Consider the following 13818-nt stretch of genomic DNA (forward strand, 5'->3'; position numbering starts at 1 on the left):
GTCCAGATTCAGTAATGAATCCGAACGGCGTGGAACCGGAGATGAATTCTTAGAGAGATCGGGGTGCGCACTCCGGCCATTCAAGAACTTTTTTACACAGGGTATTCGTACGTTGAGTCAGCTTTTACCCTGTTTCTATACCGTTTATTATCAAGTTCCGCCCCGGCATTCAAGTGTCAGGCGATTTCGCTTTCATGAATGTTGCCTGTTTCAGAAAGCCAAAAACCTCAAAAGTCCCTACTCTTTCTCTGGAAATGGACCGGGTTTCCGCAGCTTTTTCAATAATTCGAAGCTGGCTTACTTTTCGTTGGCTTATTCCAATGAGGGAGGTGGTTCTGCAGCATTGATCTGCTGATACAGTTTCGGCTCAGGTGTATAGGCAATCACTCGTAAATCATCAAACAAAATCGAGCCCATACCATTGAGCGAAAGCGTTAAAATGAGATTGTCACTTTGAGGGACTTCTCGGATCAGGTCAATTTTTTGCCAGCCAGATTGCTCGTTCCAGTGCAGGGCACCTCCCGGTCCCATAATGCTATCCTGAAAAGTCGCTCCCTGAGGGTTACCGGTAATGGGACTGGAAACTTTAACCCAGCCGGTCACATGCACAATCTGACCACTGCGAACAGACAGAGGAGGAGCAGTCACTTTCACCAAGGGGCCTTCTATATGGGCTGGCATTTGTTTACGACTTAGCGGGGCTGCGAGAAGTCGCAGACTGAAGTCACCGGATTTTTTGTCTCGCGGATATAATTCAGCGATGGCTTCTGTTCCATCAATGGCATTTTGTTCGTGCTTCCAGCGCTCTACGACCATCGTATCAATGTCTTCAAAATCGCCGGAACGTAGCAGGTTGGATTCAATATTTTTCCCGCTCCGTCCGATTTTCGAGATCATTTTCCAATGGTCGGGCAATGTGCTGTAAGCGATGGTATACGGGCTTGTCATCGCAGACGAAAGCGTACGCGTCGCTTCAAGCCATTGACTGCGTTGTAAAATACGCAGCATCTGCATCGAGTCACGTGCATGAGTCCGTGCGGCGTGAAAGTCCTGAGCAGCCAGAGCGGTTTCAGCCTGCTTTGCTAAACTTTGCGCACGATCCAGAATCGCAGGACCATCCATGCGGGCGATCTGACTGACACCCAGCTGAACCAGCTCGGCATTGGTTTTTTGGCAGCGTTTCAGTTTCGTTTGGCACAGTTGCACACAGGTTTCTGCAGAAGGCCGGCTCAGAGCGGCCACTTTTTTTCGTAGCTTTTCGATCAATCCCTGATCCGACGTCATGATAAGAATAGAGGTCATATCAAATTTGGGAATCGTAATCTGCACGCCGCCATTGACCCGTTTACGATCTAAGTTTTTAATTTCCGTGGTACTCAACTCCCAGACTGAAGCAGAAACATTCCCTCCTGGAATCACAATCGTCGCATCATTGCCGGCCATCTGATCGGGGACAAACTGAGAACCTTGCCGATACCAGACTGGTAAAATCAGGGTTCCGTATTCCGAGTGAATGATCGCCGCCTGCATTTCCTTCTCGGCCTGCTTTTCTCGTTGAATTTGCATTTCCCGTTCTTCCAGCAGCTCATCACGCAGCAATCGTTTTGAGCCGGAATTTTTAAATGCTGCACTCAACTGCTTGATCCGTGGCGATTCTCGTTGTCGCAAACTAAACGGAACATGAGAAATGACAGACCCTGTCGCCAGCCAGTGTTCGATCAGATCAATTTCCATATTCAACTGGCGAATCACCAGTTTGCGTTCCAGCGCTCCTGGTATGGTTGTGTCATCCAAGCGGGTTGTCGTCCAGTATCCATTGCCGCGACAACCGGCAGAGAGAGTTGCGTAAGTCTGCAGGCGAATTTGTTCCGGCTCGACGATGATCGGAGCTTTATTCGACGAACTTCTCCAGCGCACATTAGCCGAAGTCGGTTCGGTCTGAATCCAGGTCCACAGAAAGCGGCCCGGTGCAATTCGCGTTTTTTCGATCAACGTATCACGGTATTGTAGCAGACTGATATCACTGTTGAGAATATGGGGGCTGGAGCCAATCATCGACACTTCTCGCGCGATCTGCCGTTCTTTACCCAGAACATCTGCCATGATCGGGCGTTTAAACTGCTGGTCGGCACTTTGAATCTGTCCGACACGGCTGCGGATTTCATCCCACTGCTTTCCTGGAATTTGTGTTCCCAGGTTCCAGAAAATGATTGGCGCGGTCTGCTCTTCAAACGGAATCAGCGTGGCGTCTCGGGAAGGGAGAAAGGAGCCGTCCTGAGCCTGAGGGCGAGGAGGCGTTGCCATCGCCCAGAGACCTTGGCTGCGTAATTTTGCGAGGAACTCGTAGTCATCGAATTCAGGTGCCCAGACGACATTCAAACCAGCCTGTTTGAGTTCTGCCAGATTCTCACCATGAAAACGGGACATCCGCGGAAACATGGGTTTGCCCTGCAATTGGACCCGATCCAGTAGAAATTCGACAATCGGCTTTGAATTTTGCTTATTCAAAGCTGCAGCAGTTTCCAGGACTCTCTGATTTGGATGAACGATGGGAGAGAGTTCCAGGTCATCCAGCAGGAATTCAATTTTATCTGATGAAGAACGAGTTACTATCAGCACGCGTTCCACGTACATTTCACGGGTATCGACTTGACGAAGCTTGCTGCGTCCGCGTAACAGTCCCAGGGATTGATTCACCAGGGTATCGGTAGTCGTGCAGCGCAGTTCCTGCCATTTGCCCTCATCGGTATACGTATCACCAATCAGGTAGATTCGGGCCGGGGCACCTGTTTCCGGATCTATCTGGTGGGGCAGCACCGCCTCTAAACCGATGCGCGTACCACGTCGATTGGATCTGAACCAGAGCGACGCCGTCAATTCATTGATAATGCGGCTGGAGGGGAGCCGATGGGAAAGCTCAATTAAGGACCCCAGGTTCCCGGTGACAATTTGCAAATGTTCGCAAGCCGCTCCAGCGTGTGGGACGGTTGTATTCCTGACGTGCCATTTCTTTTGCGCCTGCGAGGAATCAATGCGAACCTGCCAGCTGACTCTCGATGTGTCATCAAAATTGGCTTTGAATGACTCTGCGCGCAACACTGATGCGCCAAGAAGTTCCAGAACCAGAACTACCAGGAAGATGCTTCGTCCTTGAATCAGCTTACCAATTTTTGATGGCATCAATGCCCAGACTTAAACCCATCCCTGGGGTAAGAAATAAGATTAAAAGATCGACTACTATACTGATTTGCACAACAATGTCTACTGGATTTCAAATAACGGGATTAAACGCTAGCCGAATATATTTCCCAGCTTACATAAACCGATCGTCGTTCAGCATTCTTTACGAATTGTTGTTCGCTGTCCGGTTTTCGTTGCAGTTGCCCCACAAACACGTTGTTTTAAAGCAACATGCTGTTGAATTAGTAAAAATGGCTGCAAACCGTGGGGATTTTAGAAGAAATTTCAATCTTCGCCAATACGAAGCCATTCATTTTTGCGAAACTGATCAAAGGTTGCTGTAGTGTTTGATGTTCTCGAAGTGCTTTATTAACGGCAACTTACCGCAAATTCTTTATTAAATATTCATAATCGGCATGAAATCTGTTCTATTAGTTCTCAGTTTCCCATGTGGAATGTGGTTTTTGATGAAAGTACTGGCACAAACTGAGAAATGAAACTTATGAATATCCGACTGACCGACGAATCAGATAGTGCAAGTTTGCCCCGCGAAGTGATTGATCTGGGCAAGAAAATTTCTGAGCTCCCGCGCGAACATCAAGCGCTTTTGGAAGTTTCTTATTCTCGTGTCATCGAATCTGTGAAACGCCGCAGACGCATTCTGGGATTGATTCAGGAAGCACTGGCTCAACTTCGTCTCGATGTGAAGTATCTGATGTTTGATCTCGACGTCACCAAAAAAGAACGCGATGAACTCAAAGCCCGTCTGGAAGAAACTTAATTTTCCGGCGTCGCGGAATCCAATGCCTCCTCTTCCTGTATCTGGCTTTCGGTTTGACGCGACCAGAGTTGTGCCAGAATCGTTCCGGTCAGCATGCAACCAAACATATATAACGCCGGCGGTAATGCGATCAGTTCTTTGCCCGGAAATAATTGCCCCGCCAGCACAGCTCCCAGTCCCGCGTTTTGCATGCCGACTTCCAGTGTCAGAGCCCGCCGCATCGGTTCATTCAGTTTGATGATTCCACCTGCAAGATATCCCAACACATAGCCCAGCAGGTTGATGACCAGCAGTGCGACCGCCAGAGAAAGAAACACATTTTGCAGTCGCTGCTGATTCAGACTGATAATTGTGGCAATGATCCACAGGATGGATAGATTCGCGAATGTTGGCCCAAATATCTGCATCAGGCGGCTGAATCCGTGATGCATCTGCGACAGGAGATGCCCGAAAATCACGGGTAATACCACCTGGGTTAAAAGTTTGACAAAGGAATCCTGAGCGAGTGCGATCGCGTCAATGTCCGTTCCCGAAACCGCAAGATACAACATCAGAGGCACGAATAACGGCGAGAGCAGGGTCGCAGAAGTCGTCAGGCAGACTGAGTAACTCACATTCCCCCGCGCTGCCAGCGTCAGCACATTCGAAGCCATCGCACCAGGCACACAGCCAACCAGAATGACACCAATTCGTAATTCAGGCTGATTCAGAAAGAACAGACTCATCAAGAAAGCCAGTCCCGGCATCACCGTGTATTGCACAAATGTGCCACTCAGCACGGTATGCCAGCGGCGGAAGACTTCTCGGACCTCATTCCCAGGCAGCAGCGAACCAATCACAAACATCGTCGCTGTGAATAAATACGGCAGATAGGGTTGGGAATCATGAAACGGGTGAAAATCGAGGGGAATCATCCGGTCCCAGAAAACCGCGATCGCAGACAGCAGTATCAGCCAGAAGAGTAAAAAACGTTGTAGCATGGTTCCGATATCCGGTGGCAGTCAAATGTTGAGAGAATTGGGATCGTAATATTCTGAGAGGTTCACAGCCACGATCATTTGTTGATAGTTCTGAATTGGTTATGATTCCTGACTGTAAACAATGTGTTCCTGAATTTCTATGAATAACACCATAATGATGAATGCGGACCATCTGGCCGATTTTGTAGCGAACTTTGAAGAAGCCGGGCAACTGGTCCGTATCTCGGCGCCTGTCGAGTCCGAACTCGAAATCGCCGCCATCACCGAACATGTCATCAAATCAAACCCGGAGGGATTGGCACCCGTGCTCCTCTTCGATCAGGTCAAAGGACACAAGGTCCCTGTCTTAACGAACTTGTACGGCAGTCTGCCTCGATTGCTACAGATCTTACGCACTGATTCTCTGGACGCCATCGCTGATCGCGTCGCCGGCCTCTTATCGCCCGATCTCCCGGAAGGTTGGCTCGATTCGCTGAAGATGATTCCACAGTTCTCACAACTGCTCAACATCAAACCCCGGATCGTCAAAACCGCCAGCTGCCAGCAGGTCGTCAAACTGGGCCGTGATGTAAACCTCAGCGAATTTCCTCTGTTGAAAAACTGGCCCGACGAAGCTTTTCCCACCATCACCGCCGGGCAGATTGTCACCTTTGATCCGGATACCAATGCCCGGTTTGTGAATGCCCGACCGATTCAGGTCATCTCCGAACAGCAACTCGCGATTCGCTGGAGTCAGCATGACGCCGGCTATCAGCTGTTGCAGAAATATCAGTCCCGCGACCAGCAGATGCCCGCTGCCATCGTTCTGGGCGGCGATCCAGTCGGTCTCTATTCGGCACATGCGCCGTTACCGACTTTGACCGACCCTTATGCCTTCAGCGGTTTTCTGCGGAATCAATCTCTGGAACTGGTCAAAGGACGATCCATTGATCTCGAAGTTCCCGCGCACGCTGAAATTGTGATGGAAGGTTTCATCGATACCACCGCCGATCCTCTGGAAGTGGGACCAGTCGCGAACCCGACTGGCTATTACAGTCCATCCGAATACGTTCTGCCCCTGCATCTGTCTGCGGTCACGCATCGCGCCAATCCGATTTGGCCCGCTCTGATTCCCGCCGCTCCCCCGGCTGAAGAAGGCCTGTTTGCACAAGCCACCGAACGCATTTTTCGTCCCCTGTTAAAATTGGTGGTTCCGGAACTGGTCGACGTCCATTTCCCGCCGTCAGGGACAGGCCGCTATCTGCTGTTTGTCAGCATTCAGAAATCCTATCCGCATCAGGCCCGCCGCGTCGTGAATGCATTGTGGAGCCTGGAACGCTTACTCTCATTAAAGCTGATTATCGTCGTGGATCAAGATGTGAACGTGCACAACGAGTCTGAAGTCTGGTACCATGTCAGCACGAATGTGAACCCCGGTCGTGATCTGATTTTCTCGGAAGGCCCTGGGGATGATTACGATCACAGTGCGACAGTCAAGGGCATCGGCCACAAACTGGGCTTCGATGCGACTCGCAAAACCACGGCAGAAGGGCATCCCCGTGAATGGCCGGACGCATTACAGATGCCGACCGAAATACAACAACGCGTACAGAGCCGTCTTGATGAACTCGGCCTTTCCTGAAAGAAATTGAATCGATACCGAAGTTATGAATGTAGATAAAACCGGCTCACGAGTGCAGCAGATGTTTGGCGAAATCGCACCCCGCTACGATTTTATGAATCACTTTCTGTCGGGCGGAGTCGATTACTACTGGCGCTGGCGCACCGTTCGCAAAGTTGCTCCCGCGGGTGCTGCACCCATTCTAGATGTCTGCACGGGGACCGGCGATCTGGCGATTTCCTATCTCAAAAAAGCAGGCGGCAAAACCAAGGTCGTCGGCGCTGACTTCACCCACGAAATGCTGAAGTTGGCACTCAAGAAAAACAACAGCGAATCACTGAGCTTTCTCGAAGCAGACACTCAGCAGCTCCCGTTCTCTGACAATCAGTTTCAGATTGTCTCAGTTGCCTTCGGCTTGAGAAATGTTGCCGATACCAGACGGGGACTCAAAGAGATGATTCGCGTCTGTCAGCCCGGCGGTCAGGTCGCGGTGCTCGAATTTTCGATCCCGACGAACCCGCTGTTTCGGGCCTGTTACCAATTTTATTTTCGACATATCCTCCCGAAAATGGGACAATTACTGGCCCGCAACCAGCAGTCAGCCTATAACTATTTGCCGGAGTCGGTCTCCGAATTTCCACATGGCAAGGCACTGGCTGATATGATGGATGAATGCGGCTTGCAGGGAACCCGCTGGTATCCGCTTACCTTTGGAATCGCCACGCTGTACGCCGGCGTGAAACCAGCGAACGAAACGAGTGCGGCTGCCGAAGTTTCAGAATAATAAGTTCAGAAAAGAAAACGGGGGATGTCCTCATGTCAAATGTAGTCGTCGCAATCACCGGAGCCAGCGGTGCCATTTATGCCGTCCGCTTAGTCGAAGTTCTGATGGCTGCCGGCCGCACCGTGCATTTAACGATCAGCACTTCTGCCGCCCATGTCATGAAGCACGAACTCGGCTTGAAAATTGATCTGGAAAACTTTGATCCGAATCAACTGCTCCCCGATCATGCCAGTCTGCCGGCCGACAGCACACTCAAAAAAATGAGACATGCTTCCAACGAAGATTTCGCCTTGAGTTCTGTCTTAGGCGATTCCGATCTGCAACAGGGGAAACTGGTCTATCATCATTATCAGGATTTCTCCGCAGGCATCGCCAGTGGCTCATTCCTGACGGAAGGCATGGTGATCTGCCCCTGTTCGATGGGAACGCTGGGCAGCATCGCCTCGGGCGCCTGTGGTAATTTAATTCATCGTGCCGCCGACGTGCATTTGAAAGAACGCCGCAAACTGATTCTCGTCGCCCGCGAAACACCGCTCGGCTTGATCCCGCTGGAAAATATGGTCCGCCTGACTCAGGCCGGTGCGACGGTCATGCCCGCATCGCCCGGTTTTTATCATAATCCGGTGACGATTCACGATCTCGTCGATTTTATTTCAGGTCGCGTCTGTGATCATCTGGGAATTAAACACGATATTCATCAGCGCTGGGGCAAATAAGAATCAGCAACCGTGGATGGAAGCCGCCACTGCATCAAGTCTGTCCACCTCTTCTCCGAGCCTTCATTGCGATTCAACCAATTTCCGGTTAAAAACAGTATAAAGCGACGTAAGATACTACAACAAACGGACTGATCAACTAAATGGAACGGAAGGCCTTCGTGGAAGCAATTTCCCGCATTCATCAACTCGATACCAGCGTGATTAATAAAATCGCCGCCGGCGAAGTGATCGAACGCCCCGCGAGTGCCGTCAAAGAACTGCTCGATAACAGCATCGACGCCCTGGCGACCCGCATCGAGGTCGACATCATGAACGGCGGGGCCGACCTGATTCGCGTGGTCGATAACGGCGAAGGCATCCATCCCGACGATCTGCTGCTCGCCGTTTCCAGTCATGCGACCAGCAAAATTACATCCGCCGATGATCTCTTCAGCGTTCAGACCATGGGCTTTCGCGGCGAGGCACTCGCTTCGATTTCCGAAGTCAGCCGGTTTCGCATTCGCACAAGAACCGCCGATCAGTCTCAAGGACTCGAGTTCGAAGTCAACACGGGTACCGCCGGCAAACCGCAGCCTTGTGGCTGTCCGCTGGGTACCGCCATCGAAGTCCGTCAGCTCTTCGCCAACACACCTGTGCGGCGGAAGTTTCTGAAAACGACCAAAACCGAATTCGGCCACATCAGCGAACAGTTCACCCGCGCCGCTCTCGCACATCCGCGATTGTATATGGTCCTGCGTCACAATAATAAAGTCATCTTTGATCTGCCTCCCTCCGAGAATCTGATCGATCGCTTGCGACTGTTTTACGGCAAAAAACTGGCCGACCATCTGATCTGGGTCGAATCCGAAGTCGACGACATTCGCATCTGGGGTTACGTCTCTCATCCCAGCGAAAATAAATCGACCCGCAAAGGACAGTACCTGTTCCTGAACGGCCGCTGGATTCAGGATCGCACCCTGCAGCACGCATTGACCGAAGCCTATCGCGGCTTATTGATGGTCGGAAGACAGCCGATTTCGTTTCTCTATCTCGATATGCCCGCTTCGATGGTCGATGTGAATGTGCATCCCACCAAATCCGAAGTCCGTTTCCGCGACGGCCAGCATCTGTATCGTCAACTACTCTCCACATTGCGCAGTCAGTTCCTCAGTATGGATCTGCAGTCGCAGATGTCACTCGGGAAAAAAGGGGACATCGATCCGGCTTCGATTGCACCACCGCCCACACCGCAACAGCAGCAGAGTCAGCTCGAATTAACCAGTTGGGCCAAAGAACAACTGGGTCAAGTTGCCAAAGATCATCCCGCGGTTCAAATCAGTTCTGCTCCGCGTTCCATTGCATCAACGCCCGACCTCGCGGCTCCGTTTACCAGCAAAGACGCCATTCCGCTCTCTCACTTCCAGCAGGTCGCCGAGCAGCTGCATTCAGCACAGGCACCGGAAGCAGCGGCGGAACCAGCCGACCTGGTCATCCCCGACATTGATCGACCCGCAGATCAGTTCGCCGAAGCCGCCACCGCCGATCTCAGACCGATTCAGGTCTTGAACTGTTACATCGTTGTTGAAATCAAAGGCGCGCTCACCATCATCGATCAGCATGCTTTGCACGAACGCATCATGTATGAGTACTTCCGCAAACGTGTTCTCGCTCAATCGGTCGAAGCACAAAAGTTACTTGTCCCCCTCACGATTGAAATGAGTGCCAAAGAAACCGCCCTCATTCTTGACCACGCGGAAATGCTGGGTAGCTTCGGTCTCGGCATCGAAGAGTTCGGCGGCAACACACTGCTTGTGACCAGTTATCCTGTGATGCTTAAAAAGGCGAACCTCGAACAGCTCGTGCGCGACATCGCCGACAACCTCGATAATGCCAAGCAACCCTCAAGGCGGGATCTGCTGGACGATCTGATTACGATGATGTCCTGCAAAGCCGCCATCAAAGCGGGCCAGCGTCTGACGCAGGAAGAAATTTATAGCCTGCTCGAACAGCGTCATCTGATCGACGATGCCCATCACTGTCCTCATGGCCGACCCTCGGCCTTGGTTCTCAGTCACGCCGAACTCGATCGCCAGTTCGGACGCATGGGCTAACCGCGGCAGCAGACACGCTTTCTTCAAATCGGCCTGACCTGCTGTTTCTCCCGATATTCCGGTGCGAAAACATCCTCTTGACAGCAACGTGACGGGAACCACAATGCGGAGATAACGTCGCGCGCGCGAGTGAGCACTACAAAAACAGTTGAGAATTTTCGCACTTGTTGAAGCGAGCACTACAAAAGTCTCTGTGTAGAGCAAGATTTGAGCGGCATGACCCAGTAAGGTTCTGTTTTGAGCACCGTCAATTTTACGCTTATCGAGAACCTTTTTAGTACGATTATCACCTGTTGATTGGCGATCATTGATACTTCCTAAGCGGTTCATAAGCAAACCCCGCTTGACTCCCTCACGCCGTTGAAGAAGATGGTTCACAGTCGTAACACAGACCAGAAATAACACACCACAAGCACAGCAAAGCAGACACCAGCACAACATCTTCGTTTCCTCCCTGAAAAGAATGATCGAACCGTCAAACAATAGAGACCGATCCCACACGAGCAAATTCTACCCGATGTCAACGAGCAGGCCGCAGATGAAAATCCAGCAGTAGAACTGATCAAAGCACTCTACCTACTGAGCGGCAAGCAATGGCCCAATAAGCTCCCCGGTTGCCACGGCCCGGCTTGTCCGGCCGTGCCCAGCAATTCCCGAATACCTCGCTAAAAAATTGTAGGGGCAGTGCCTGTGTGCCTGCCCGCCTGGAGAGCTTCATTATTTATGGTTGTTTGAATGGAACCAGTTAAAAGAATTCGTACGTTATCCCTGTCAGCAACCCTGTCCCAGCGGGCGGCCACATAGGGCCGCACCCTACAGCAACACAGATGGGTACGTTTTTTGAAATTAAACCTTCACCGTCGAGGAAGCCAACGCTACCTGCCCGCCTAAAACCTGATTCTTGCCTCACGAATCAGAACTCCGCCATCAAAATTTTGTGTGTTTTCGTGCCTTTCGTGGTAGAAACAAACAAGTCGTCTTCAAGCATCCCGATTCAAGAACGACGAACTGCATAAAACCCACCCCAGTCCCTGTTCGGACAGCGTGCTTCAAGGTAGCATAAATGTAAATGAATACGACGGAAACAACCTGGAAGGTTTTCGTGACTGTTTGAACGACGATTTCTAAGGAGCAAGGCGCGTGCTCACAGAAACATGGGTGAATCAATCCAATTTGAAACTGAATTATGCGATCAGTCTTGAGACGGGGGCTCCGCTAATTCTGTTGCATGGAGTGACACGCCGCTGGCAATCCTTCCTGCCTCTGATTGGCCCGTTGGGCGTTCATCGACAATTGATCGCCCTGGATTCGCGCGGCCATGGCCTGTCATCAAAGCCGGAAATCGGCTACCTCGTTCGAGATTATGCTGCTGATATCATCGCATTCATCAAAGACCGCGATCAGCCAGCCGCCATTTATGGTCACTCATTAGGTGCGCTCGTGGCCGCTGCCGTTGCTGCTGAACTTCCGGAACTGGTTACTGCTGTGATCCTGGAAGATCCGCCCTTCAATACGATGAACGAAAACATTTCAGCAACGGTCTTTCATAGTTTTTTTAAAGCCATGCAAACCTTTGCCGGCGATCAGCGAACGATTAACGAAATCTCGCGAGACCTGTCAGAGGTACGCTTGCACAATCCGGAAAACGGGGTGGAATTCAGATTGGGAGATGTCCGCGATGGTGTCTCACTGAGGTTTACCGCAAGCTGTCTACAGCAGCTTGACCCCGCGGTCCTGTTACCCATTGTGGAAGGGCGCTGGCTGGAGGGATATGAAACAGAGTCGGTGTTTCGCCACCTTTCCTGCCCGGCGCTGCTGATTCAAGCCGATTCCACAGCGGGAGGCATGCTGCCGGACAACGATGCGGCTCAACTGGAAGCATGGTCTGATAATCTGACGCGCATTAAAGTTCCCGGCGTGGGACACCTGGTCCACTCGTCCGCCACACAACAGGTCGTCAATCAGGTATTGGGATTCCTGGCATCCACCTGATGAAAATCAGCCAGCGGGGATGAGGTGAAGCAAATCTTCTTTAGGAGCACTCACAGATGAAGACAGCCACGAATAAAACGGTGATCAAAAATGGCCAGATCGTTGACGGCACCGGGGCTCAGCCGATTGCCGACGGCGCCGTCCTGGTCGAAAATGGCCGCATCACATTTGTCGGCAAGCAGGATGATCTGCCACCGCTGTCAGCAGAGACAGAACAGATTGATGCCTGTGGCGGCACCATCATGCCCGGCCTGGTGGAAGCGCACTTCCATCCTACCTATTTCAACGTTGCCAAACTGGAAGATCTGGATATCAAGTATCCCGTTGAGTACGTCACGCTGCTGGCGGCCTGTAATGCGAAGCTGGCTTTGGAATGTGGATACACGGCGGCCCGCAGTGGGGGCAGCCTGTTTAATATCGATGTCTGGATGAAAAAAGCGATCGAGAACGATCTCATTCCCGGACCAAGAATGGCCGCCAGCGGACGCGAAATTTGTGGCGCTGGCGGCTTGATGGACTGGAATCCCGACTTTCGCAAAATTGGCATGGAAGGCCTGATCTTACTGGTGAACGGGGCCGACGAAGCACGCACCGCCGTACGTAAACTGGTGAAAGATGGTGTCGAATGGGTCAAGACCTATCCCACAGGCGATGCCGCCGACGCGAACGCGAACGACCATCACACGCTCTGCATGACCTTTGACGAAATGCATGCAGTGGTCCAGACCGCCCACAACCATAATTTAAAAGTCACCGGCCACTGTCGGGCCACCGAAGGGATCAAGAATGCCCTTTTAGCAAATTACGACGCCATCGAGCATGGCACTTTCATGGATGACGAAACACTCGATCTGCTGTTGGCGCGCGATGTACCTGTGGTGCCGGCGTTGTATTTTGAACAGGCCAGCATTGAAGTTGGTCCCGAGTATGGGATGCCGCAAGATGTGATTGACGGCCATCAGGAAACATTGGAAGGGGGGGCCGAAAGCGCCCGCCGCATTCTGGCAGCAGGCGGACGGCTCGGAATGGGAGGCGATTACGGCTTCGCCTGGAACCCGCATGGCGACTATGCGAAAGAGCTGGAATTCTTCGTGAACTATGTCGGGCTGAAACCGCTGGATGTGCTGAAATGTGCCACGAAAACCGGCGCGGAAATCCTGGGCCGCGAAGATGAAATCGGCACGCTGGCCAACGGCAAATTAGCCGATGTTCTGGTTGTGGATGGCGATATAGTCACGGACATTTCCATTCTGCAAGATCGTTCAAGAATCATCGCCGTGATGCAGGGCGGCATTACAAAGGCCGGACGACTGACGGTACCCATGATCAATCACAGGATCTAGCATTCACAGAATGATTCTCAATAATGATGATCTGATCTATTCGCTTCCAACCCACTGAGCGGCACGGCGCCAGGTAGTATTTATTTAATAGTATTGAGCGTGATTTTGCGGTCGACAGAGTGAGCTATGTAAGATCAAACCGTAGCCGATGGTGTGATATTGCCTTTGTTTCTTGGACTATGACCGCAAAAAAAGCCACTAGCCGCAGGGCGTTAGCCCCGGTTCCTCCCCATTTGCAAAGACCAATTCGAATTAAGAAACACAATCTGGCCGCCGTTTGACGAGAACAGATACGTTTCAAAAAACGCTACCTAGCGCCATTCCGCTCACAATAGGCATCCGTTACTAG

The 13818-nt window shown here is 51.6% G+C and carries 9 protein-coding genes; 7 read left to right on the forward strand and 2 right to left on the reverse strand.

Annotated elements, in window-relative coordinates; genetic code table 11:
• Positions 1–312 precede the first annotated feature (312 nt).
• Complete coding sequence (locus Pan241w_RS04975; RefSeq protein WP_145211843.1) at positions 313–3180, reverse strand: hypothetical protein; 2868 nt, start codon at positions 3178–3180, stop codon at positions 313–315.
• Between the two features lie 502 nt (positions 3181–3682).
• On the opposite strand from Pan241w_RS04975, the gene Pan241w_RS04980 reads away from it, so the two are divergent.
• A complete protein-coding gene (locus Pan241w_RS04980; RefSeq protein ID WP_145211846.1) occupies positions 3683–3961 on the forward strand; it encodes a transcriptional regulator in 279 nt (92 codons plus the stop codon).
• On the opposite strand, the gene Pan241w_RS04985 is transcribed toward Pan241w_RS04980, so the two are convergent.
• Positions 3958–4941 carry a bile acid:sodium symporter family protein gene (locus Pan241w_RS04985; RefSeq protein WP_145211849.1) on the reverse strand — a complete coding sequence of 328 codons (984 nt, stop codon included), beginning with the start codon at positions 4939–4941 and terminating at the stop codon, positions 3958–3960. The two genes, Pan241w_RS04980 and Pan241w_RS04985, sit on opposite strands and share 4 nt — an antisense overlap.
• 139 nt (positions 4942–5080) lie before the next feature.
• On the opposite strand from Pan241w_RS04985, the gene Pan241w_RS04990 reads away from it, so the two are divergent.
• The 6 genes from Pan241w_RS04990 (at position 5081) to Pan241w_RS05015 (ending at position 13469) form a co-directional block, all read left to right on the forward strand.
• Entirely contained in the window at positions 5081–6562 is a 1482-nt protein-coding gene (locus tag Pan241w_RS04990; protein ID WP_145211852.1) for a UbiD family decarboxylase, read from the forward strand.
• 25 nt (positions 6563–6587) lie between these two features.
• Positions 6588–7325, forward strand: a complete 738-nt coding sequence (gene ubiE / locus Pan241w_RS04995) for a bifunctional demethylmenaquinone methyltransferase/2-methoxy-6-polyprenyl-1,4-benzoquinol methylase UbiE (protein WP_145211855.1) — start codon at positions 6588–6590, stop codon at positions 7323–7325.
• A 32-nt stretch (positions 7326–7357) separates the two neighbouring features.
• Entirely contained in the window at positions 7358–8041 is a 684-nt protein-coding gene (locus tag Pan241w_RS05000; protein ID WP_145211858.1) for a UbiX family flavin prenyltransferase, read from the forward strand.
• Positions 8042–8184: 143 nt separating this feature from the next.
• Entirely contained in the window at positions 8185–10134 is a 1950-nt protein-coding gene (mutL, locus tag Pan241w_RS05005; protein WP_145211860.1) for a DNA mismatch repair endonuclease MutL, read from the forward strand.
• Positions 10135–11274: 1140 nt separating this feature from the next.
• A complete protein-coding gene (locus tag Pan241w_RS05010; RefSeq protein WP_145211863.1) occupies positions 11275–12126 on the forward strand; it encodes an alpha/beta fold hydrolase in 852 nt (283 codons plus the stop codon).
• A gap of 56 nt (positions 12127–12182) precedes the next feature.
• Positions 12183–13469 (forward strand): metal-dependent hydrolase family protein, encoded by a 1287-nt coding sequence (locus Pan241w_RS05015; RefSeq protein ID WP_145211866.1) that lies wholly within the window; start codon positions 12183–12185, stop codon positions 13467–13469.
• Positions 13470–13818: the final 349 nt, after the last annotated feature.

Source organism: Gimesia alba, assembly GCF_007744675.1.
In the GTDB taxonomy this organism is placed as follows: domain Bacteria; phylum Planctomycetota; class Planctomycetia; order Planctomycetales; family Planctomycetaceae; genus Gimesia; species Gimesia alba.

Bases quoted from the DNA above. Each gene is read 5' to 3' on its own strand.
- Pan241w_RS04975 (WP_145211843.1), bottom strand. From the start codon at position 3,180: ATGCCATCAAAAATTGGTAAGCTGATTCAAGGACGAAGCATCTTCCTG.
- Pan241w_RS04980 (WP_145211846.1), top strand. From the start codon at position 3,683: ATGAATATCCGACTGACCGACGAATCAGATAGTGCAAGTTTGCCCCGC.
- Pan241w_RS04985 (WP_145211849.1), bottom strand. From the start codon at position 4,941: ATGCTACAACGTTTTTTACTCTTCTGGCTGATACTGCTGTCTGCGATC.
- Pan241w_RS04990 (WP_145211852.1), top strand. From the start codon at position 5,081: ATGAATAACACCATAATGATGAATGCGGACCATCTGGCCGATTTTGTA.
- ubiE (WP_145211855.1), top strand. From the start codon at position 6,588: ATGAATGTAGATAAAACCGGCTCACGAGTGCAGCAGATGTTTGGCGAA.
- Pan241w_RS05000 (WP_145211858.1), top strand. From the start codon at position 7,358: ATGTCAAATGTAGTCGTCGCAATCACCGGAGCCAGCGGTGCCATTTAT.
- mutL (WP_145211860.1), top strand. From the start codon at position 8,185: ATGGAACGGAAGGCCTTCGTGGAAGCAATTTCCCGCATTCATCAACTC.
- Pan241w_RS05015 (WP_145211866.1), top strand. From the start codon at position 12,183: ATGAAGACAGCCACGAATAAAACGGTGATCAAAAATGGCCAGATCGTT.